The following is a 21,049-nucleotide window of genomic DNA, read 5'->3' on the forward strand; positions in this document are numbered from 1 at the left end:
AACCGGAGGAGTTCGGGGCAGCTGATCGAGACCAGGCCGGCCTCGGCTGGGTCCTGGCGCTGGTCCTGGGACCCGCGTTCCAACTCAATGTGGGAGCCAGAATGCACTCATGAAGGGGTATCAGTCCGGGGATGTGCCAACGACCGCACGTGAGGGGATTGTGCGGTTGGTCGGGCTGGTCGAGTGGCTGCAGGCTCGCCAGAGCGACCAAGCGGCCCCCTCCGTCGGCGGCGGACAGGAAGTCCTCCTCCTGGGCCGCGAGGGCATGGATCCCGTGTGATCCCGTGTGACACGCCTGTGACACAGGTGTGCGAACTGGGCGGCGTGATCCTGCGTGATGTTGATTTGTAAAGCAGGCTGCAGCACTTCACCCAGGAGCACCCCATGCATATCACCCGGATCTCGATGATGTCCGCCGCCGCCCTCGCGGCGGGTCTCGCGCTGACCGCCTGCGGCGCCAACGCCAGCACGACCGGCGCCACCGGCAGCAGCCCAAGCACCACCATCAGCTCCGGTAGCACGCCGTCCGGTACGACCACGACCTCTGGCAGCACGGGCGGTACGGCAAGCACAGGCGGCTCGACGGGCAGCGGCGGTACGGGCACCACCGTCGCCCTCACCAACGCCTGCCACACTGCCAATCTCGGCTTCTCGACGGGCCACGACAGCGGTGCCCAGGTCGTCGGAAGCCCTGGCGCCGTCACGATAGTGCTCACGAACAAGGGCTCCGCCTCCTGCGATCTGCGCGGCTACCCTGGGGTGGATCTGGTCGCGAGCAACGGCAACCGCTGGCCGCTGCAGCGCAAGACGGCCTCCGTCTCCACGGTGACACTGGCTCCCGGCGCCACCGCGGCCTTCGTGATCGACTACATGCCCTACTCCAGCGGCAGCGGCATGGAGTTCAAGGCCAAGTCGATGCTGATCACCCCGCCGAACGAGACCCACTCCTACAGCATGACCTGGGGCTACCAGTCCGTCCTGGACCAGAGCGGCGCCACCCACCCCGTCACCTACGTCGAGCCGACCACGACCTACAGCTCCTGACGGTCGGGTAGCCCGAGGGGATCTCACCCTTGGACGTCCACAGAGATCCGCTCGCGCTGACCCAGCCCCAACTCCTCGTCGCAGCCGCCGCGACGATGGCGGACCTCGAATCCGCGCAGGCCCCAGCGCATCCGCCAGCAGGTCGTGAACCTCGGGGCCGGGCGGGACACGAGGCTCCACGGAACACAGCGTGAACCGTGGCGGAACCGTCCGGGAGCGCGCCCTCGGACAACCCTCTGTTACCACCTGCACGACTACGCTCCGATCATGGTCCACGCAAGTGTTGCCGCCCTGATCGACCTGATGCCGCCGCCGGCCCCCGACATCGACGGCCGCTATCGCGACATGGTTCCGCCGCCGCTGCCGGACTCCGGCACGGACCGGTTCGACTGGGACGAGATCGCCGAGAGCACAAGCTGGCGCTACCCGACCGACTACCGCCAATTCATCGAGGCCTACGGCGCGGGCGGCAAGATCTGCGGCGTGCGGCACACGACCTTCTCCGACGAAGGATGCCTCCCGGGCCAGGGCTTGCACGTCACCTCGCCACATCCGATCGGCGTCGCACACCGGGTCGACAGGCGCGCCCCGCGCCGGCCCGGCAACGGCCTCACCCATGGGGCGGCGACGACTACGACCGCCGGTTCTACTGGCGGTGCGCAGCCCCCGACCCGGACAGCTGGACCATCGTGGTGGGCAAACTGGATGAGGACGATACCGAGGAGACCTACCGCGACTACGAGATGGGAATGGCCGACTTCCTGCTGGCCGTGCTGACCGGGCGCGTCGAGCATTTCCCCGGCTTCACCGCTCCCGACCCGCCGGTGTTCGAGGGCTGGCGGGCCCACGAGCTCCGGTTCCGCCAGGAATATCCCGACTTCCGCACGTGGAACGACCCTCTTCCCGCGCGTTGGTACGACGCGTAGCGCCCGCCCTGTAGCCCGGTGATGATGCCAGAGCCCCAGTCACTCCTGACCCATCTGGAGCTGCGCCATGCGCAACCCGTACGACGCCGAGCAGGAACCCGCCTACCGCGCCGGCCAGGGCGACGTGGGCGGTCGGGCTAACGCTCCGTGTGGGGGTCGAGGACCGGCTTCACGTCGATCACAGGTGTGCCGTCCCATGCTTCCAGGCCACTGACCCGCATCCGCGGCCCGTCGGCGATCTCCAGGATCGTCACCCGGTGCAGGCCGACGGGATTGGGCCGGGCCGGCGAGCGGGTGCTGAACACGCCGGTCAGCGGCCGTTCGGGATCACTGCGCGGATGGACCGTCAGGACCGTGCGGTCTGCCCTTTCGAGCCAGGTCAGCAGGAGGACGTCCTGGCCTGCCCGCAGGTCCCGCACCGCGTCGGCCACCTCCGCGTTGAAGGCGACCCAGGCTTGTGGCGCGCCCTCGTCACCCTGGCGCGGCGTCTGCGCCCCGGGGCCGAGCGGCGACTCGATCGTCGCGACCGGCCGCACTGTGAAGGTTGTCTGCTGCACCGTTCGTCTCCTCCGTGGTCACGCGGTTCCTCGACCCCGCAACGAACGGGGCGGCGGCCGCCGCGGGCTGCGCGCGGCGGCCGCCGCACTCATGCCGATCATCCCCACTCGCCCGCGATCTGCTTGGTGGTCGCGTTGAGCCGGTTGAACAAATTGGTCACCCCGATCATCAGCACCAGGGCGGCGAGCTGCTCCTCGTTGTAGTGCTCGGCGGCAGCATCCCAGATGCGGTCCGGCACCGGGTCGGACTTGTCCGCAAGGCGCGTCGCGTGCTCCGCGAGTTCCAGGGCCGCACGCTCGGCGCCCGTGAAGTACGGGGTCTCGCGCCAGGCGGCGACGGTGCCCAGGCGCTCCTCGGTCTCCCCGGCCTTGCGGGCGCCCTTCACCCCAGCGTCGACACAGGCGCTGCACCCGTTGATCTGGCTGACCCGCAGGTGGACCAGCTCCAGCGTCAGCTCCGGGACGCCGCCCTTGTGGGTCTGCTTGAAGAGCTCCAGGATCGGCTGCATGGCGCCCGGCAGGATCACGGCGGGGTTCTTGATACGAGACTGCATGTCCGTTGATCTCCTTGTCACAGCGACCGCGACTCGGTCGTCATAGTGGTGACGAAGCCCGACGAGAGAATGTGACAGGTTCCGTGAACGAGGACGTCAACGACGGTTTGGCCGAGCGCTTCGAGGAGAACCGGACGCGACTGAGGGCCGTGGCCTACCGCATGCTCGGGTCGACGAACGAGGCCGAGGACGCGGTCCAGGAGGCGTGGCTGCGGCTGAGCCGCTCGGACGCCGCCGGGATCGACAACCTGGGCGGCTGGCTGACGACCGTGGTCGGCCGCGTCTGTCTGGACATGCTGCGCTCACGTGGATCCCGGCGCGAGGAGTCCTGGGAGGTCCACGTCCCGGACACGATCGAGGGCATCGAGGCGTTCGGACGGGGCGAGCCGAGCGCCGCCGACCGGGCCAACCCTGAAGACGAGGCGCTGCTCGCCGACTCGATCGGGCTGGCTCTGCTGGTGGTGCTGGACACGCTGGAACCGGCCGAGCGCCTCGCCTTCGTTCTGCACGACATGTTCGCCGTGCCGTTCGACGAGATCGCTCCGATCGTCGGCCGGTCGACAGCGGCGGCGCGGCAGCTGGCCAGCCGGGCACGGCGCCGGGTGCAAGGCGCCGAACCCGACCCCGAAGCGAACCTGCGGCGGCAGAAGGAGGTCGTCGAGGCCTTCCTGTCGGCCGCGCGCGGTGGAGACTTCGAGGCCCTGCTGTCGGTGCTGGACCCTGACGTCGTGTTCCGGGCAGACGGCACAGCCGTGCGGATGGGCGCGAACGGCGAGGCGCGCGGCGCGAAGGCCGTGGCGGGTATCTACCTCGGCCGGGCCCAGGCGGTGCGGCCCGCGCTCGTGGACGACTTCATCGCCGGCGTCTGGGCCGAGGCCGGCAGGCTGCGCGTCGTGCTCCAGTTCACCATCGCGGAGGGCCGGATCACCGGCATCGACGTCCACGCCGATCCCGCCAGGCTCGCGGCGTTCGACGTGGAGTTCCTGGACGGCTGACCGCCGTCCGCAGACCGCATACACCCAGCCACCCAGCGCCCCCGAGCCGCCGTCCGTCGATCCGGCCACGATGATCGCAGACGCGGTGGCGTTCAGTGCCCGTTTTGCGGACAGTGGCCTCCACCGCCTTGCGCCCGCACAACAGCCCGGCCAGCCGCTCCTGTTCCGGACGCCGCGGCTACCGGACCTGAGCAGCCGTCGGACATTGTTCGCCTGATCCCTGCTGCCCGAGCGGCCGTCTACCACCCTCGCCGCGACCTATGGCAGGACCCCGGCGCAGGTCGTGCTGCGCCGGCGCATCGAGCACGGCCTGCGCGCGATCCCGAAGTCCGTCGAGCCGCACTGCGTGCGGAGAACCCGTCCTGACATATCGTCATCGTTCGAGACGGCCCAGCGACCGCGACGTGACCTCGGCAGGTCATCCTGGAGCGCATCCACTGGAATCCGGGGCCCACATGGACACCGTTCTGCTCACATCCGGAATCGTGCTGCTCATCGCTGCTGCCAGCACGATGCTCGTGCTTACTCGGCGCAGCCGCTTCGTGGGCCCGTTCGTCGCGGGGGCGGTGGGGATCATGCTGCTCGTGTTCGCCCTGTCGGCCCACAGCAACGCCCCGAGCTCGGACGCACGGCAGGCGCATCCGTCGGCCACGTCCGCGCCGCCGGTGCCGACTGCCACGCCCAGGTCCGCACCCGCGGCCCCGTTGATGCCCGTCCCGACCGAGGCAGTCGGCTGCCGTACGGCACCGGCGGCGGTCAGGAGCAGCAAGAAGTACCTGGCGCGGCCGCCGCTGCCCCAGCCCGGACCGCAGGCTGTGCAGCAACTTCCCGCGCAGCTCAATCCCGGCCCACCATCGCAGGGCGAACTCGTTCTGCGGTCGTCCCAAGTGGTCATGGGGCCGTACTTCGACGTGAGTGCTATCGACACGGTGGCTCCAGCCCTCGTCGATGTCACCAGCGCTTCGTACGTCGATCTCGCACTCGGCGACCAGGGCGGGATGGCGGACGTCTTCATCGCCGTCGGCACACCCAAGGCCGACGACTGCTGGTACCAACTCGCCTACGCCGTCATCAACGGATCGACCTGGACCGACGACTCCTCCAACATCCGCCTCGAGCCCTCCGGTCCGGCACTGCGCGCACAGCATGCCGTCCTTGAGTGCGGACAGCAGGAGTCCTGGCTCAACGAGTGCGCATGGGCGGGCCCCGGGGCGCGTCCGGGGCATCCCGTCTTCGGCGTCGTCAACATCATCCCGATGTCCCGCCTGCACCTGTCGACCTACAGCGACGCTCAGATCTGCGCGTGGATCGACCGCATCGTCGCCACGTTGACCAGCGTTCGCGCGGGGACCTGACCGCGGAGGCCGAACCGCGGGTCCTCGGCTGGCCCGGGGACCTGCTGCCACGCGCCTTAACGATCATCACTGGGTCAAGTCACCAGGGCGCGCCGACTGTCATCAGCCTGCGCGGCTGGATCAGTAACAGGTGCCGCTAGCCCTCGCAGCCTGGCCAGGGGTCGCACCCCGCTCTGGGGCCAGTTTGGGTCCTGTCGGGGGACAGGCTGCTAGCTGCTAGAGGCCACGCTGCGCTCCAAGCTCAAGCGCCTGGTCGGCCACGGGCTGGTCACCGAGACCGAGCCGGGCCTGTTCGCCCTGTACCACCAGTGATCTCATTCGGGTGCGCATCTTGCTCGGATTACAGGTTGTGGTGGTTCGGTGCGGTTTGGGGTGCCGATGGCAGCGTCGGGTTCCTACCTACGGTGGTGAGTCGTTCGTTGCCGGACACCGGTTGGCTGGTAGCCAGAAGGCAGCGGCGGGTGCGTGCCGGGTGATCAACTGGCTTCCCGGTCAGCCCGAAGGTGTGGGAAGGGGCGCGAACCAATCGGGGCTAGTGGCCATGGCGGCGACTTCTGCGACAGTCAGCGGGGGCGTGCGTGTGACCTTGGTCGAGCTGCCGAAGGAGGACATGGCCGACACGAGCACTTCCCTGCCGTCGGGGTAGATCACGAAGGCGATATAGCTTGGACCCTCCCAGGACGGAGTGGTCCAGCCCTTGTCGCCGACCGGCCCCTGCGTGAGGACCTCAAGGGTCGCCCCATGGGGGAGATCGGTCATCCTGCAGGTCAGGCCGTGCTGGAAGTCAACCGGGAGGATCTTGGAGCAGGCACCGCCGGCGAGCGCGAACAGCGGCTCGGAGGCGGGGGCGTGCGGTTTGTCGTAGGAGATCAAACGCAGGTATCCCGTCTGCCCGTGACGCGTGAAGCTGAAGATGCCGCCTTGGAGAGCCGGCATCTTCACCGCAGGCGCGGTGGGTGATCCGGTCGGCGCGAAATCGCTGATCCTGCGGACGTCAGTGACGTTGGCCGGCAGGAGCCTGTCCAGTGGGTAGGGGATCTGGCTTCGGGTGCCCTGCGTGGTCTGCTGTGGGACGCTGGTCGCGTGTCCGGCGCCGGTGCTCCCTGCGATGGTGATCACTCCCGCGGCGACAGCGGCGCAGGCCGCGGAGGCCAGGGTGTAGCCGCTTCGGCGTCGGCGCCGTTGTGTCCGGACCCCGGCCAGGACGGCTGCGACGACGTCTCCCTGCGGGGGCGGGAGCTCGTCCAGGGCCCGCTCGAGCAGTTCGTGGCTGATGGAGATGCTCGGCTGGATCTGTGTCATGTCAATGCTCCGATCTGCGGCTCTGTGGTGCCAGGCAGGTCGACGATCGCCTCGCCGAGCGCGGTACGCAGGGTGGCCATGGCGCGCGAAGTGTGGCTCTTGACGGTTCCTTCACTGATCCTCAGTACGTCGGCGGTGCCCTGGACGCTCAGGTCCTCCCAGAAGCGCAGGACCACCACGGCCCGCTGACGGGCTGGCAGCAGTTGCAGCGCGGCCCGTACCGACAGGCCCAGGTCGACGTCCGGAACCCGTGTGCTGGTGTCGGGCATCTGCGCATGCGGGCGCTCCCGGTGCCACAGTCGACGCCGGGAGCTGATGAAGGTGCTGTGCATCGTGCGGCGCGCATAGGCATCGATACTGTCGATCCGTTCGAGCCGACGGTGCGCGAGCATGACCTTCACCAGCGTTGACTGCACCAGGTCATCGGCCTGGTGGACATCTCCGCACAGCAGATACGCGCTCCGTCGCAGTGCCCCGTGTCGACAGGCTATGTATTCGGCCAGCCGATCGTCGTAACCCACTACAGCCACCCCCTGTCTGGCCCCGACACGGGGCCTCACCCCATATAGAGAGCCGGCGATGGGTGCCGGTTGTCACTGCGGCCCCAGTCTTTTCACCACCTCACCGCCACCCGGCACCTTCCCGTCACCCGAGCAAGACAGGAACCCAACTCATTCCGCGCCGCTGACCAGCACGCTTTCACTCAGCGTGGAACCACCCAGCCCGGCGTCCAGGTCCCGGCGGCGTCGTGGCCGGTTGCTGTGGCGGCGAGGTGGGCGCGGAGGGTGGCCAGCGCTGGGTGGGGGTTGTCGCGGTGCCAGAGGAGTGAGTGCGGGTAGACGGGCGTCGGGTCGGTCACCGGGATGCGGCGCAGTCCGTGGTCGGTGGGCCAGACGAGGCGGGTCTGCTCGCCCATGAAGGTGGCCAGGGCCGGGGTGTCGGCGATGGTGTCGAGGAGCGCGTCGGAGCCGAAGTTGGGGCCGGTCGCCTCGATGGTGAGGCCGAACTCGGCGACGAGGTCGTCGTAGTAGGCGGCCCACTCGGTTCCGGGGACGAGGCCGGGCATCCAGATCCGGTGCCCGGTGAGCTGAGCGAGGGTCACCGACCGGGCGCCCGCCAGCGCGTGGGCGGGGCCGGTGAGGAGCTGGAGCGGCTCGTCGAGCACCCGGACGGACTCGATGTCCTCGGGCAGGGGTCGGCCGGGCGCGGCGACGGCGCGGAAAGACGCGTCGATCGCACCGGACCGGATGGTGGCGAGGGCCGTCTCGATGTCGAACAGCATCACCACGTCGAGGTCGATCTTGGGGTGCGCGCGGTGGAAGCCGCGCATCAGGCCCGACGCCGCGGTGCGTGAGGCGATGACGTCGACGCGCAGCGGACGGCGGCCGGTGCGCACGGACGCGACCGCGCGCTCGGCGACGCGCAGCAGCTCGCGTGCGTGGGGCAGGAACGCCTGCCCATCGATGGTGAGCTCGGCGCCGCGCGCGGTGCGGGTGAACAGTCGCACGCCGAGGATGCGCTCCAGCGCGGCGATGCGCTTGGAGACAGCCTGCTGGGTGACCGCCAGCTCGGCGGCGGCCTCCTGGAACTGCCCCGCGTCGGCGGCGGCGACGAAGGTCCGGACGGTGTCGAGGTCCATGCCGATACCCTAGGGGAACAACCGTTGGTTGTGGCCGGCGGCTCTGCGGTTGTTTGATCCCTCGGTATGGCGCCCGCTTTGATGCTTCCGATCGCGGATCGGTTGTGCGGGTGAGTGGCGAAGGGCGTCGGGCATGAGGAGCGGGCACCGGCTGAGACATCTGCTGAGACATCTGCTGGGACATCGGCTGGGGCGGCGGTTCGGGTGGCTGTGGGGAGCGTACGGGACCAGCGCGCTCGGCACGTGGCTCGCCTTCGGCGCCTTCCCGCTGATCGCCATCCGGGTGCTGCACGCCGGACCGGCCGAGGTCGCCGCGCTCTCCTCGGTGGGGGCTGCGGTGGGCGCGGCCGTGGCGGTACCGCTCGGCCCGTGGGTGGAGTTCCGCCGCAAGCGGCCGGTGCTGATCGCGATGGACCTGGTTCGGTTCGCGGCGCTGCTGACGATCCCCACCGCGTTCGCGCTCGGCGTGCTCACCTTCCTTCAGCTCCTGCTTGTCTCGGTCGTCGTCGCGGCGGGCGACATCACCTTCCGCGCCGCCTCCGGCGCATACCTGAAAGCGCTGCTGCCGGCCGAGGACCTGCTCGTCGCCAACGCCCGATTCGAGTCAACCGCCTGGACGACCACGATCATCGGACCACCGCTGGGCGGGGCGGCGATCGGGCTCCTCGGCCCCGTGGCGACGGTGGTGGCCGATGCGGCCAGCTACCTGCTGTCGGCCCTGGGCATCCACGCAACAGGCGGGCACGAGCCGCGGCCCGAGCGCCGGGAGGCCGCGCGCATGCGGGCCGGGGACCTGCTCGAGGGTTGGCGGTACATCCTCGCCGACGCGACGCTGCGTCCGCTGCTCTTCAACACCGCCTTGTTCAACGGCCTGGTGATGGCCGCCGAGCCGCTGCTGGCCGTCCTGATGCTCGGCCGACTCGGGTTCGCACCCTGGCAGTACGGCCTCGCCTTCGCCGCGCCCTCGATCGGCGGGCTGCTCGGTTCGCGGCTGGCGCGACCACTCGTCACCCGGTTCGGGCAGCACCAGGTCCTGGTCACGGTCGGGGCGCTGCGCGCGCTCTGGCCCGTCGGCCTGGCCTTCCTGGGGCCGGGCAGCAGAGGGCTGCTCCTGGTGATGGGCGTCGAGCTCGGGCTCATCTTCTGCTGCGGGGTCTTCAACCCCGTCTACGCCACCTACCGCCTCGAGCGCACCGCAACCGACCGGGTCACCCGCACGCTGTCCGCCTGGACGGTGACGACCAAGGCCTCGACCGCGATCCTGACGGCCCTCTGGGGCGTCCTGGGCGCCCTGCTCGGCCCGCGCACGGCCATCGGCCTGGCCGGCGTGCTCCTGCTGGCGACCCCGCTGCTGCTTCCCCGCCGCGCGGCAGCCCTTCCCTCCGAGCCGCAGCCGGCACCGAGCCGCGCCTGACGAGCCGCCACGGCCGCCACGGCCGCCACCGCGATCGGGCCACGCCGCCCTTCTTCAGCGCCTCACCCGCCGATCCGGCCCACCCCCGGGCTGACTCCCGCGCAAAGGTGGGGTCGGGCTGACTCGCCGACCGCACCGCCTGCCCGACCCCACCTTTGCGCGCCCGACTCAACGGCCCGGTCCATCACCGACAGCATGTTCCGGCGCCGCGGTGGCCCGCCCCACTTCGCCTTGCCGTAAACGGACGTTGAGTATCCCGTACCGGCCAAACTGACGAGCCTTCGGGCTCCGCCCGAAGCCGACCCGACACTAATCCGTCGCGATGGCCTTCAGGACGTTCATCCGTCCCGCTCGCAGGGCGGGGAAGAGAGCGGCCAGAAGTCCCACGGCCGCAGAGCCGAGGAAGACGACGCCGATCGTGGTCCAGGGGATGCTGAGCACGCCCAGTCCTGCCAGGGCCAGCAGCTTCTGGGCGGCGATGCCCCAGCTCATGCCCAGGGCCACACCCAGGACCGCGCCGAACAGGGCGATGACCACCGACTCCAGGCGGACCATCCGGCGCAGCTGGCGGCGGGACATCCCGATGGCGCGGATGAGCCCGATCTCCCGGGTGCGTTCGACGACCGAGAGGGCGAGGGTGTTCACCACGCCGAGGACGGCGACGATGATGGCGAGGGCCAGCAGGGCGTAGATCATGTTCAGCAACTGGTCGAGCTGTTGCTGGATCATGTCCTTGTACTGGGCCTGGTCGCGGACCTTGACCTGCGGGTACGCGGCCGTGGCTGCGTCGAGGGCCGTTGCGGCCTGGGCCTGTTGGCCGGGGGCCGCCGCGGCGAACATCATGTTGTCGGGCGGGAACCTGCCGGCCGGGAGGTACTTGTGCGCCTCGGCGATGTTCATGTACATCGCACCCTTGTCGAAGACGGTGTTGTCCGAGGTGACGGCCCTGACCGTGAGGTGGGCCGTGGCGCTGTTGGTGAAGGTGACGCCGAGCTGGTCGCCGAGCGTGATCTTGTGGTCCTTGGCCCAGCCTTCGGGGACGGACATCGCGCCGGGTGCGTAGGCGTCGATGAGTCGGCCCTGCACGGTTTCGGCCTGGAGGTCGTCGGTGTAGGAGGGGGTGGCCGCCGCGATGACCGTCTTGTCCTTCCTGCCGTCGGGGGCGGTAACGGTGGCGGCGACGTCCGTGCGGTCGGTGACGTGGGCCAGGTGGCCGACGGCGTGGATGGCCCTGGCTGCGGCGGGGCTGATCGGCCGTCCGTTGCCTGCCTGGATGATGAAGTCGGCGCCGACGGATTTGTCCATCTGCGCGGTGGCCGAGGCGACCATGGAGTCGCCGACCACCGACAGGCCCGCGACCAGTGCCAGGCCGATCATGAGTGCGGCGGCGGTGGCACCGGTGCGGCGCGGGTTGCGCAGCGCGTTGCGTTCCGCGAGGCGGCCCACCGAGCCGAAGATCCGCAGGGTGACCGCGCCGAGAACCCGCACGACCAGCCCCGCGAGCAGCGGTCCGATGACGACGAAGCCGACCAGCGTCAGCAGGATGCCGATCGCGAGCGGGCCGGAGCCGGCCGAGGCCGTAGCCGAGGTGGCGGCCAGGGCGAGGGCGGTCCCGCCTGCCGCGGTGAGCAGGATACCGATCGCCGCCCGGATGCGTCCGGCGCGGGCGTCGGCGGGAGTTCCGGCGTCGCGCATGGCGGCCATCGGGGAGATCGCGCCGGCGCGGCGGGCGGGCAGCATGGCCGACACGACGGTGACCACGACCCCGACTGCCAGGCCGATCAGCGGAGTCGCGACCTTGATCGTCAGGTTGGCGGTGTCCAGGTGCATCCCCAGCACGCCCATGATCTTGATCAGGCCGATGGCGAGGCCGATTCCCGCACCGATGCCGGCGAGGGAGCCGACGACACCGAGCAGCACCGCCTCGACCAGTACCGAGCGGTTGACCTGTCCGCGGCTCGAGCCGAGTGCCCGCATCAGCCCGATCTCGCGGGTGCGCTGCGCGACCAGCATGGAGAAGGTGTTGACGATCAGGAAGATGCCCACCAGGACGGCGATTCCGGCGAAGCCGAGGAGCACGTACTTCATCGGGTCCAGGAAGGAGCCGATGTCCTTCTGGTTCTGGGCCTTCATCTCGGCGGCGGTCTGCACCTGGTGCGTCCCGCTGCCCAGGACGGCCTCGACCCGGGCCTTGAGTTGGTCGTCGCTGACGCCGGGCGCGGCGGCGAGGGCGTAGTCGGTGTAGGCGTCGCGGGAACCGACAAGTTCCCGCTGGGCGGTGGGGGTGTCGAGGTAGACGACGGCCGCGCCCGGGTTGGTGGTCTTGAACGTGGCGATGCCCCTGATCGTGACGGTGACGTCGCCGGGGTCGGCGATGACACGGAGCGTGTCGCCGATGCCCAGGTGGTGCTTGGCCGCGGTGTCGGCGTCGAGCACGGCTTCGCCCGGCGCGCGCGGGGTGTGGCCCGAGGTGATGGCGACGGATTTGGTCTGGGTCGGGTTCCAGTTCGCGACGATGGTGGGCGCCCCGGTGGTGGAGCCGATGTCCTGGTTGTGGCTGTCGGCGACGGTGGCCTGCTGGCTGCTGACCTCGGGGACGACACCGGCCACGCCGGGGACCTGCGCCAGTCGGGCCTGAAGCGACGCCGGAAGGGTGCCCGGCGTCCCGGTCTGCTGAGCGTTGTCGACCTTCTGGGGGCTGACGGTGACGTCGGCGGATGTGGTTGCGAAGAGCTTGTCGAAGGTCGCGTTCATCGTGTCGGTGAAGACGAGCGTGCCGCACACGAATGCCACGGACAGCAGGACGGCGACCGCGGACAGGGCCATCCGGCCCTTGTGGGCGAGGAAGTTGCGCAGTGAGGTCCGCAGCACGGTCATGAGGTCCTGCCTCGGGAGTCGAAGGACTTCATCCGTTCCAGGACGGCGTCGGCCGTGGGGGCGTGCATCTCGTCGACGATCCGGCCGTCGGCGAGGTACAGCACCCGGTCGGCGTAGGACGCGGCCACCGGATCGTGCGTCACCATGACGATGGTCTGGCCGAGTTCGTCGACCGAGTGGCGCAGGAAGCCGAGGATCTCGGCTCCGGCGCGGGAGTCGAGGTTGCCGGTCGGCTCGTCGCCGAAGATGATCTCGGGGCGAGCGGCGAGGGCGCGGGCCACGGCGACACGCTGCTGCTGACCGCCGGAGAGCTGCGACGGGCGGTGCTTGAGGCGTTCCGCCAGACCCACCGTCTCCACCACGCGCTCCAGCCACCCGCGGTCGGGGGTTCGGCCGGCGATGTCCATCGGCAGCGTGATGTTCTCCAGCGCGGTGAGTGTGGGCAGCAGGTTGAACGCCTGGAAGATGAAGCCGATGCTGTCCCGACGCAGTCGGGTGAGCCGTTTGTCCCTGAGCTTGGTGATCTCGGTCTCGCCGACCCAGATCCGGCCGCTGGAGGCAGTGTCGAGACCGGCCAGGCAGTGCATCAGCGTGGACTTGCCGGAACCGGACGGACCCATGATCGCGGTGAACCGGCCACGCTGCATGTCCACATCCACGGCGTCGAGTGCGACCACCCGGGTCTCACCGCTGCCGTACGCCTTGGTGAGTCCACGCGCGCGGGCGGCAACCGCTGTGCGTTCTCCACTGCTCTGGGGCAGGGGACTCGATACGGACATGGTCACTGTGCTCTCCTGAAGCTCGACACGGGCGTGCGTCCTTGCAGCTTCAGCCTGCTGGAGTGGACGCATCGGGGGACATGGGGTCAGTCACCCTGTCCACAGTGGGGATAGCCCTACCCCCACCGCTGCCGCGGACCAGGCGACGCCCGCACCCTGTCGGCATGTACCACGACGGCGGCGGCCGGTGGGGTGTGCACGGGTTCGGAAACGGCGGATCAACACGACGCTCGCGGTGACCTCCGCCGTCGCGCTGGCCATGACCGTGGCCACGGCCCGGAGCGGCCTCACCGCCCTGGCACCGATTTGCGCGGCGCTGTGGGCGGTGACGGCCCTGGCCCGAGGCCTCGCCCTGCATCTGGTCAAATCCCCGCGCCGGCGGTGAGTTCGCAGACCGGCAGCACCGGCGCGCGATCTCCTGGCAGATCGTCACTCGGTGCGGGCAGAGATGTGGCCTGAGGTGATGGCGTTGACGAGCGCTTGGTGGTCTCGCTCGTTCTGGTCGGCGTAGGCCGTGGCGAAGCGGGCCACGGCTCGGTCGAAGACATCGCTGCGGCCCAGGTACGCCGCGATGGCGATGCGGTCCCCGGACCGCGCATGTGCCCGGGCGAGGGTCGCTCCGCAGAGGCGGGCGAAGAGGTCCATGTCGCGGGGGACCATGAGGGAGGGCTGCGGGATGCCCTTCCAGTCCCGCAGCTGCCGGACGTAGAAATCCCGTTCCTTCCCGTCGATGCCCTCGGTCCGCTTCCAGCCGAGGAAGATGTCGCTTGCGGCCTGCATGAGCCGCTGGCCTGCGACGACGCGTTCGCCCTGATGGGTGTCCACGCTCTCGCCGGCGAAGTCGGCCAGCACGGACCGCTGGGCTTCCTTCGCCTGGAGGAACAACGGGTCGTCGCCGTCGCGGCCCAGCAGCAGGATGATCCAGCAGCGGGTGCCCACGCTGCCGACGCCCACCACTTTGCGGGCCATGTCGACCACGGTGAACTGCTGGAGCAGATGCCGCCGTTCGGAAGGCAGGGAGCGTGCATAGTCGGTGATCAGGGCGCGGAGCTGGTCCTGCAACTGGTCGCGCCCGGGCGGTGGCAGCAGCTCGGCCAGGGGAGTGACGAGCGGGGGCGAGGAGGTGATCCGGCGCTCGCCGTCCACCAGTTGCGTCAGTTTGTCGAATGCCTTGCGGCTGTCCCGGGTCCGGGCCCGGGACAGGCCTGCGTGCAGCCGCTTGCGGGCGGGCCGGGTCAAGCTGGGCGCGATCGTGGCCTCCAGCTGCCTGGCGTCGGCTTTGGTGTACCAGACGTCCAGGTGCTTCAGCGCCGCGAACGAACGCATCGCCTCGCGGTAGGAGCGCGCGCAGGTGCGCACGATGGCGCTGCTCTCGCGGTCGGTGAATCCGTTCTCGCGTCCGGCGATGACGAAGCTGGCCGCGAGCCGCTTCACGTCCCACTCCCAGGGGCCCGGCAGCGTCTCGTCGAAGTCGTTGATATCGAAGAGCAGGTTGCGCTCCGGTGAGCCGAGCAGCCGGAAGTTCATCAGGTGTGCGTCGCCGCAAAGTTGTACGCGCAGGCCGGAGACAGGGGTGGCGGCGAGGTCACTGGCCATGACGGCGGCTGCCCCGCGGTAGAAACGGAAGGGGGATTCGGCCATCCGGCCGTAGCGCAGGGGCACCAGCTCCGGCACCCGGGAGGCCGACTGGCGTTCGATGACCTCCAGCGGGTCCTGCCCTCTGGAGTGCGCCTCGAAATCGCCCTGGCCGGAGCGGGGCGTGTGCCGTCGCGCGGCCCTCCCCCGGTCGGCGCGCTCCCGCGGCGTCACGGGTACCTGCCCGCGGCCGATGGTCTGGTACGCCATCAGGGAATCCTCCTCGCACGGTTCAGCCGACTGCCAGCTTCAACAGGCTCCAGGCGATGACGAGGAGGGCCACCCAACGCCTGCCGCACGGAACCCGCCGGGCGTGGAGCGCCGGTCCATACGCACCAGCGAACGCCATCAGGTGCGCGACCACGACCGCGGATGGGCCGGGCGGGTGATCGGCCAGGCTGTCCTCACTGATCCTCCGGTCGATGTTCCTCCCGTCGGTGTTCCTCCGGTCGATGTTCGGCGAGTGCTGACCGCGACGTCGATGTCCGGGTCGGTGGGGTCCAGGTCGATGTCGGCGACGGCCGGCCCGGGGCGTCCGTCCACATGACGGTACGGCCCACGCCGGGAGGCAGGCCCAGGCGATCTCCGCATGGACGACCCGCATGGCGGAGACCGCCGGCGTCTTCGTCTCAGGCCGCGCCGCCTGGGTCCGCCAGTTGGGCCCTCAGGGGCACCCTGCTGCGCCGCGCGGATGACGAACCGTCAATGATGCGGTGAAGCAGGGATGAAGGCATCGCCGCGTACGTTAACGGGCGAAGAATTGTCATGGACATGGATTTCCGGCGACGCGCGTAGAAGTCACGATGAGCGCATGCGAACTCACGCCCGCGCCAGGCGCGCCCTCGGTTTCCGCTCCCTCGTCGCCGTCACCCTCGTCCTCGGGTCCGGCGCAGCTGTCGGCCTCAGTGCGCCGGCAGCCCAGGCCGACACCACGATCCCCTGGGTCTGCGAGACGACCCTGCCCAGCCAGGCGATCACCACCATCGACCTGATCGCCGCCGACGGTCCCTTCCCCTACAGCAAGGACGGCGAGGTCTTCTACAACAACGAGGCCCTGCTCCCGGCCGAGTCCACCGGCTACTACCACTCCTACACGGTCAAGACCCCGGGCGTGAGCACCCGTGGCGCCCGCCGGGTCATCACCGCCGCGGACGGCGAGGAGTACTACACCCCGGACCACTACGCCAGCTTCGACGACATCGACTTCACCTGTTGAGCCTGCCGAACCACGCTCCGGGACGTCCAGCAGCCCTGCCCCGAACCGGGGCAGGGCTGTTGGACGAGAGCGGGCTCAGGCGACAGGGACGGCGACCAACATGTACTGGCGGCCATCGGTGGCGCGCACTGGGACGGGCGTATCGGGCAGCGAGGTGAAGACCGCCGCTGTGAACGCGGCCGGATCCTCAGTCGTCAGGGGCTCCCGCAGGGCGGCCCGCACGGCGGCCCGGGTGCTGACCGACAGCGGCCGCCCGTCGCCGGAGTCGCGCACCACCTGGGCCAGTCCGTTCATCTGGTCGTCCGTCAGGCTGGCGTCCAGGCCCAGTGCGCGGGCCCGGATAGCAATCTGCGCGGCGAGCGCGCTGCGGTTCCATCCGATGGCGACGGGCCCGGGAGTACCGGCGGGCAGGAAGGTAACGGCGGTACCGATGGAGCTCTTCATCATGGCCTCCGAGGGCAGTGAGAACGACGGCGTGCCGGTCCTACGGGCAGGACGGACCTTCGCGCCGCCCAGCGTGTGCCAAGCAGCGTCGCTTCTTGTCCTGACACCCTCGATTGTGGCACCCAGCACTGACAACTCCCGCAGCTCAGAAGCAGTTTCGGGACTGTGCGCCCGGGCCTTCCGTTCCCCTTCCCCGGCGGCGGCGTGGAGGGCACGGTTCGGGGGCCCGCGCGCGATACGCGCGCGGGCCCTGTTGGCCGCGCGGGGCTGTCAGCGGGGCTGTCAGCCGTAGGTGACGGTGACAGGGGTGTGCACGCTCCGCGGGGGGAGCGTGATGGAGAGTGTGTGGGTCGTGCTGTCGAAGTGGTAGTCGTCGGGAGACAGCCGGGAACCGTCGGCCCTGACACTGGTCGGTGCCGTGACGCCGATGAGTGAGATGGTCCACTGCCGGGACTTGACCTGGCCGGTGAAGGCCCCGACTGTCGGACTGATCGTCACCGTGTGCCTGGATCCCGTCTCCTGGTAGCGGATCTTGGTGGTGGCGCTGTGGCCGGGTGTGGTGGTGGTTCCGTCGTCTTCGTAGAGGGTGTACGAGCCGGAGGCCCCTGCGGCGACGGTGAGCGTGACCTTGGTCAGCGGGGCCTTGTCGTTGCTGGTGACATTGTTGGAGCGGGTGGGGATGACGGCGCCGGCCCTGACGAACACTGGCATGGTGTCGAGGCCGGCGGTGATGTTCTGGGTGGTGCCGCCGGTGTAGGTCTGTCCGGTGAAGTAGTCGGTCCACTGGCCCGGGGGGAACCACACCGAGGTCGTGGCCGTGGTGCCGGGCGTGGTGACCGGCGCGACCAGCATGTCGGGGCCGTAGAAGTACTCGCTGCCGGCCGTGGCGTATGCCTGTGGCTCGTCGGGGTATTCCAGGTAGGTCGGGCGGGTGACCGGGACACCCGTGGTGTTGGCCTGCTGGGCGAGTGAGTAGGTGTAGGGCACGAGGTTCTCGCGCAGGTTGAGGAACTTGTCTGCCGAAGCACGGGCGGCGGGCCCGTACTGCCAGGGCAGCCGGTCGCTGTGGTTGCTGTGCAGACGGTCGATCGGCTGGAAGGTCCCGAGTTGGACCCAGCGGGCATACATGTCGTCGGGGAGTTTGGCGGTGGTGCGGGTCTGCCCTCCGGAGGTGTAGGTCTCCGAACCGGTCAGGCCCGTGGTGTCGTTGTGGCCGCCGATGTCGTGGCTGATCGCCGACATGCCGGTCGCGGCCGCTTCGCCGGGCGTGTAGCCGACCTCGGCCTTCAGTGTTCCCCAGGTGGAGGAGGTGTCTCCGGTGAAGTGGATGGTGGTGCGCTTGTCGGCCCACGGTCCGGTGGGCAAGGGGCTGTTGCCGCCGGACTGCAGGGATCCGTAGGCGCGGGAGATGACGAATCCGCGGCCAATGGTCTTGTCGGCGTCCGTGGCGTACTGCTGGTTGATCCACGCGTCGGGCGTGACGCCGGCCAGCGAGGACTGTGAGGCGTCGCAGCACCAGTCCAGCCACCAGAAGTCGTTGCCCTGCTGCTCCATGGTCTGGTGCAGGTCCAGGTACGCCTTGAGCTGGTCGGCGTCGCCGAAGCCGAAGGTGTAGCAGTCCCCGGCGCCGCTGCTTGCGGCCGGTGCGCAGCCGCCCTTGTGCAGTTTGCCCTTGGCGGTCGCTTGGGCCTGGGCGAACTGAGGGTCGGAACTCAGGATGCTGGGGTGGATGTTGAGGGTGTTGTGCAGGCCCTGGGAGGCGGCCCAGTCGAAGAAGGCCTTCGGATCGGGGAACTTGGCCGGGTCGATCTCCCAGCCGCTCCAGGTGTTGGGGGACTTGAAGTCGGTGTCGGTCACCAGGACGTCCAACGGCACGCCCTCGGACCGGAAGGCGGGCAGGATCGTGTTCTCGTAGTCGGCGGCGGTGCGGTCGATGTACTCCGAGTACCACACCCCGTACGCCCATTCGGGGAGCAGTTCGGGCGGGCCGGTCAGGGTTGCCAGGTCGGACAGGCCTTGCTTGTAGGCGTGGCCGTAGCCGAAGACGTAGCCGTCCTGGTACGGCGTGCCGCCGTGGGCGGGGCGTTGGGTGACCTGGTGGGTGCCGGTGTCGTACAGGGCGGAGGAGGTGTCGTCGAGCAGGTACCAACCGTCCTTGTACAGCAGGCCGGGCGTGGTCGCCGGGGCTCCGTTGTCGCCGTTGACGCCGTCGAGGCTGCGGCGGTAGCCGCCGAGCGCCAGATGCGGTTGCGGGGCGGACGCGCCCGCTGCGGTGACGGCCACCGTGTCGAGGTTGACATGGCAGCTCATGGCGTCCGGGCAGCTGATGGTGACGTCGTCGGCACCGGCCTTGAGCGCGAGCGGCACCGAGGCGGTCTGCCAGGTATCCCAACTGCCGGTGACGGGCAGGGACAGAGTCTGTGCGGCTCCGCCGGACGATACCGTGGCGCTGCGGGTCTGGTAGAGGCCGTCACCACCGGTGGCGTTGGCGTAGCGCACCTGCAGCGCATAGGTGCCGTCGGCCGGTACGCCGACGACGTGGGCCGATACGCTCGCCCCCTGGTTCAGCTCGGCGACGAAGCCGCCGCCGGAGTAGTCGCCGTGGTTGGTGGCCACGATCGCCGAGCCCGCGATGCGGTCGGCCTCCGCCTCGCAGTTCACGCCGAACCGGCAGTCGGTGATCGCGGTCGCGGAGGCCGGCGGATAGGCGCTGCCCGGGGTCACCAGGGCGACGCTGTCGATGTTGACGTTGCCGGAGTCCGCTGCGGTCCTGGCCAGGGTGATCGTGTGGTGGCCCGCGCCGAGCTGCACTGCGGTGCCCACCAGGCCCCAGGAGTCCCAGTTCGCGGTGACCGGCAGACTCACCGTCCGGTTCGCGCCGCCGTCCACCGAGAGGGTCAGGGTGCGCGTGATGGACTGGCCGTCGCCCGCCAGGGAGTTGGCGTAGCGGGCGTCGAACTGGTAGGTCCCCGATGTGGCGACGTCGACGTCGGCCGACAGCGAGTTGCCCGTCCCCTGGAAGCCGGCCAGGAAGCCGGAGCCGGTGTAGCCGGAATGGTCGGAGGCGACGCTGAGCCCGCTGTACGACAGGTGCTCGGCCTCGCAGAGGGCGCCGAGGGTGCACGTCAGCTGCTGCCATGGAGTGGCGGTCACCGGCGCCCCACCGGCCGGCAGTTGCACGGTGAGGTTCTGCGCGTTGAACGCTCCCGAACCCACCTGGTACCGCAGGGTGAGCGCGCTCGTCCTGACGGTCAGCCAGCCGGCGGACGTGCTCGTGGTGTACGCGGTCGGTGCGAAGGCGGTGCGGCCGATCGCGTTGAACGTCGCGCTGTCGGTGAACTTCCCGTCCTGCGCGTACTCCGTGCGGATCAAGGTCGGGGACAGCACTTGGAAGCGAGCGTCGCCGGAGGTCACCGACGCGATCCGGTGGCCTGCCGTCGCGCCCGCTGACTCCTGTCCGGCGCCGGCCACCGTCATGGCCGCCACGCCGCCGGCGAGGGCGAGGGCGAGGGCGCGTCGTCGCGGGAAGCGCATCGCGCGCCAGGTTGATCTTCTTCTCACGGATGACTCCGTCCTGAAGCGGGCCTGGTCGGCCCGTGGTGGGGGGGTTCCGGTCGTCCATACCGCCCGTTACATCGTTGTAAAGTAGGCAATGGGCATGACATCACACCCGCTGACCGCTGTCCATAAGTCCGGCAGACAACGCCAGATGACGACAGCCCGGTGGACGGCGAATGCGTCGTCGCGGTGGCTTTCTACGTGCGGCACAGTCGCCGGGATTCTGAGCCAAGGGCGTGGCAGAGTCTCTCGATCCTGCGAGGGCGCCGGTCGGGCGCCACGACGCCGACGGCGATCTGAGCCTCGCATTCTGCGCAATCATGTCCTCCAGCTGGGAGTTCTGCGCGCCGGCGTCGATACCGGCCGTCGCCCGACGTTCACGGTCCTCGCCTGCTCCCGACGCTCCTGGGTTCGCAGGCACGGCGCGGGTGACTGGCCGAGCCTGGTGTACGGCAGGGTGCGTGCGGCGCACGGGATGTGAATGTTCGCGCTCAAGGGGTGGACAGTGCGGTGGGGTCGTGCTGTCATTCCCTTGGCTGAAATTCCAACGTTGTTATCCGTGTATCCGCTGGTCGCGCCACCGCCACGCACCTGCGCCTGCTGACCCGGCAGCCAGTCCTGCCCGAGGGTGACGTCCGGCCGACCCCAGGCCCGCGCCCCGACAGGCCACCCGGCCCTGGCATGTGAAGAGGCGCGCAAGGACGCGGAGCCGGGCACCGCACCCCTGGACCGAGGCAGTCCCCACTACCCCTTG

At 69.8% G+C, this 21,049-nt stretch carries 18 protein-coding genes; 7 read left to right on the forward strand and 11 right to left on the reverse strand.

What is annotated here, in order from left to right; translation table 11 throughout:
* Positions 1-384 precede the first annotated feature (384 nt).
* Positions 385-1,044 carry a DUF4232 domain-containing protein gene (locus tag ABIA33_RS33635; protein WP_370087115.1) on the forward strand — a complete coding sequence of 220 codons (660 nt, stop codon included), beginning with the start codon at positions 385-387 and terminating at the stop codon, positions 1,042-1,044.
* A gap of 23 nt (positions 1,045-1,067) precedes the next feature.
* Here the strand turns inward: ABIA33_RS33635 and ABIA33_RS33640 are convergent, their stop codons facing one another.
* Entirely contained in the window at positions 1,068-1,214 is a 147-nt protein-coding gene (locus ABIA33_RS33640) for a hypothetical protein (RefSeq protein ID WP_370087117.1), read from the reverse strand.
* 522 nt (positions 1,215-1,736) lie between these two features.
* Here ABIA33_RS33640 and ABIA33_RS33645 point away from each other — a divergent pair.
* On the forward strand, positions 1,737-1,970 hold the full coding sequence (locus ABIA33_RS33645; protein ID WP_370087119.1) for a hypothetical protein: 234 nt from the start codon (positions 1,737-1,739) through the stop codon (positions 1,968-1,970).
* A 137-nt stretch (positions 1,971-2,107) separates the two neighbouring features.
* Here ABIA33_RS33645 and tsaA read toward each other — a convergent pair whose 3' ends face one another.
* Both tsaA and ABIA33_RS33655 read right to left on the reverse strand, forming a co-directional pair.
* On the reverse strand, positions 2,108-2,527 hold the full coding sequence (gene tsaA, locus ABIA33_RS33650; RefSeq protein ID WP_370087121.1) for a tRNA (N6-threonylcarbamoyladenosine(37)-N6)-methyltransferase TrmO: 420 nt from the start codon (positions 2,525-2,527) through the stop codon (positions 2,108-2,110).
* Between the two features lie 98 nt (positions 2,528-2,625).
* Complete coding sequence (locus ABIA33_RS33655; RefSeq protein ID WP_370087124.1) at positions 2,626-3,081, reverse strand: carboxymuconolactone decarboxylase family protein; 456 nt, start codon at positions 3,079-3,081, stop codon at positions 2,626-2,628.
* A gap of 71 nt (positions 3,082-3,152) precedes the next feature.
* On the opposite strand from ABIA33_RS33655, the gene ABIA33_RS33660 reads away from it, so the two are divergent.
* Positions 3,153-4,076 carry a sigma-70 family RNA polymerase sigma factor gene (locus ABIA33_RS33660; protein ID WP_370087126.1) on the forward strand — a complete coding sequence of 308 codons (924 nt, stop codon included), beginning with the start codon at positions 3,153-3,155 and terminating at the stop codon, positions 4,074-4,076.
* A 455-nt stretch (positions 4,077-4,531) separates the two neighbouring features.
* A complete protein-coding gene (locus tag ABIA33_RS33665; protein ID WP_370087128.1) occupies positions 4,532-5,431 on the forward strand; it encodes a hypothetical protein in 900 nt (299 codons plus the stop codon).
* A gap of 492 nt (positions 5,432-5,923) precedes the next feature.
* Here the strand turns inward: ABIA33_RS33665 and ABIA33_RS33670 are convergent, their stop codons facing one another.
* From ABIA33_RS33670 to ABIA33_RS33680, 3 genes are all read right to left on the reverse strand, one after another.
* Positions 5,924-6,733: a hypothetical protein gene (locus tag ABIA33_RS33670; RefSeq protein WP_370087130.1), complete on the reverse strand. Its 810-nt coding sequence runs from the start codon at positions 6,731-6,733 to the stop codon at positions 5,924-5,926.
* A complete protein-coding gene (locus ABIA33_RS33675) occupies positions 6,730-7,254 on the reverse strand; it encodes a SigE family RNA polymerase sigma factor (RefSeq protein ID WP_370087132.1) in 525 nt (174 codons plus the stop codon). The genes ABIA33_RS33670 and ABIA33_RS33675 overlap by 4 nt, the downstream gene beginning before the upstream one ends.
* Positions 7,255-7,436: 182 nt before the next feature.
* Positions 7,437-8,372: a LysR family transcriptional regulator gene (locus ABIA33_RS33680; protein WP_370087134.1), complete on the reverse strand. Its 936-nt coding sequence runs from the start codon at positions 8,370-8,372 to the stop codon at positions 7,437-7,439.
* A 133-nt stretch (positions 8,373-8,505) separates the two neighbouring features.
* Here ABIA33_RS33680 and ABIA33_RS33685 point away from each other — a divergent pair, with 133 nt between their 5' ends.
* Entirely contained in the window at positions 8,506-9,786 is a 1,281-nt protein-coding gene (locus ABIA33_RS33685) for an MFS transporter (RefSeq protein WP_370087136.1), read from the forward strand.
* Positions 9,787-10,095: 309 nt separating this feature from the next.
* Here ABIA33_RS33685 and ABIA33_RS33690 read toward each other — a convergent pair whose 3' ends face one another.
* Positions 10,096-12,663, reverse strand: coding sequence for an ABC transporter permease (locus tag ABIA33_RS33690; protein ID WP_370087137.1), 2,568 nt, complete (start codon positions 12,661-12,663; stop codon positions 10,096-10,098).
* A complete protein-coding gene (locus tag ABIA33_RS33695) occupies positions 12,660-13,448 on the reverse strand; it encodes an ABC transporter ATP-binding protein (protein WP_370087139.1) in 789 nt (262 codons plus the stop codon). Before ABIA33_RS33695 ends, ABIA33_RS33690 begins: the two co-directional genes overlap by 4 nt.
* Before the next feature lie 229 nt (positions 13,449-13,677).
* Between ABIA33_RS33695 and ABIA33_RS33700 the strand changes: the two genes are divergently transcribed.
* The gene (locus tag ABIA33_RS33700; protein ID WP_370087141.1) at positions 13,678-13,827 is read left to right on the forward strand and encodes a hypothetical protein; all 150 of its coding nucleotides are present in this window, start codon (positions 13,678-13,680) and stop codon (positions 13,825-13,827) included.
* Positions 13,828-13,871: 44 nt separating this feature from the next.
* Here the strand turns inward: ABIA33_RS33700 and ABIA33_RS33705 are convergent, their stop codons facing one another.
* Entirely contained in the window at positions 13,872-15,287 is a 1,416-nt protein-coding gene (locus ABIA33_RS33705; protein WP_370087143.1) for a DUF2252 domain-containing protein, read from the reverse strand.
* Between the two features lie 601 nt (positions 15,288-15,888).
* Between ABIA33_RS33705 and ABIA33_RS33710 the strand changes: the two genes are divergently transcribed.
* Complete coding sequence (locus ABIA33_RS33710; RefSeq protein ID WP_370087145.1) at positions 15,889-16,293, forward strand: ribonuclease domain-containing protein; 405 nt, start codon at positions 15,889-15,891, stop codon at positions 16,291-16,293.
* A 75-nt stretch (positions 16,294-16,368) separates the two neighbouring features.
* Here ABIA33_RS33710 and ABIA33_RS33715 read toward each other — a convergent pair whose 3' ends face one another.
* Together ABIA33_RS33715 and ABIA33_RS33720 are read right to left on the reverse strand one after the other, a co-directional pair.
* Positions 16,369-16,740 carry a hypothetical protein gene (locus ABIA33_RS33715; protein ID WP_370087147.1) on the reverse strand — a complete coding sequence of 124 codons (372 nt, stop codon included), beginning with the start codon at positions 16,738-16,740 and terminating at the stop codon, positions 16,369-16,371.
* Between the two features lie 279 nt (positions 16,741-17,019).
* Positions 17,020-20,214 carry a TIM-barrel domain-containing protein gene (locus ABIA33_RS33720; protein ID WP_370087224.1) on the reverse strand — a complete coding sequence of 1,065 codons (3,195 nt, stop codon included), beginning with the start codon at positions 20,212-20,214 and terminating at the stop codon, positions 17,020-17,022.
* Between the last annotated feature and the right edge of the window lie 835 nt (positions 20,215-21,049).

Source organism: Streptacidiphilus sp. MAP12-16 (assembly GCF_041262165.1).
Lineage (GTDB): Bacteria > Actinomycetota > Actinomycetes > Streptomycetales > Streptomycetaceae > Streptacidiphilus.

Excerpts from the sequence above, each read along its gene's own strand:
- ABIA33_RS33715 (WP_370087147.1), bottom strand. The coding sequence starts at position 16,740 with ATGATGAAGAGCTCCATCGGTACCGCCGTTACCTTCCTGCCCGCCGGT.
- ABIA33_RS33710 (WP_370087145.1), top strand. The coding sequence starts at position 15,889 with ATGCGAACTCACGCCCGCGCCAGGCGCGCCCTCGGTTTCCGCTCCCTC.
- ABIA33_RS33705 (WP_370087143.1), bottom strand. The coding sequence starts at position 15,287 with ATGGCGTACCAGACCATCGGCCGCGGGCAGGTACCCGTGACGCCGCGG.
- ABIA33_RS33655 (WP_370087124.1), bottom strand. The coding sequence starts at position 3,081 with ATGCAGTCTCGTATCAAGAACCCCGCCGTGATCCTGCCGGGCGCCATG.
- ABIA33_RS33665 (WP_370087128.1), top strand. The coding sequence starts at position 4,532 with ATGGACACCGTTCTGCTCACATCCGGAATCGTGCTGCTCATCGCTGCT.
- ABIA33_RS33680 (WP_370087134.1), bottom strand. The coding sequence starts at position 8,372 with ATGGACCTCGACACCGTCCGGACCTTCGTCGCCGCCGCCGACGCGGGG.
- ABIA33_RS33690 (WP_370087137.1), bottom strand. The coding sequence starts at position 12,663 with ATGACCGTGCTGCGGACCTCACTGCGCAACTTCCTCGCCCACAAGGGC.
- ABIA33_RS33720 (WP_370087224.1), bottom strand. The coding sequence starts at position 20,214 with ATGACGGTGGCCGGCGCCGGACAGGAGTCAGCGGGCGCGACGGCAGGC.
- ABIA33_RS33685 (WP_370087136.1), top strand. The coding sequence starts at position 8,506 with ATGAGGAGCGGGCACCGGCTGAGACATCTGCTGAGACATCTGCTGGGA.
- ABIA33_RS33670 (WP_370087130.1), bottom strand. The coding sequence starts at position 6,733 with ATGACACAGATCCAGCCGAGCATCTCCATCAGCCACGAACTGCTCGAG.
- ABIA33_RS33635 (WP_370087115.1), top strand. The coding sequence starts at position 385 with ATGCATATCACCCGGATCTCGATGATGTCCGCCGCCGCCCTCGCGGCG.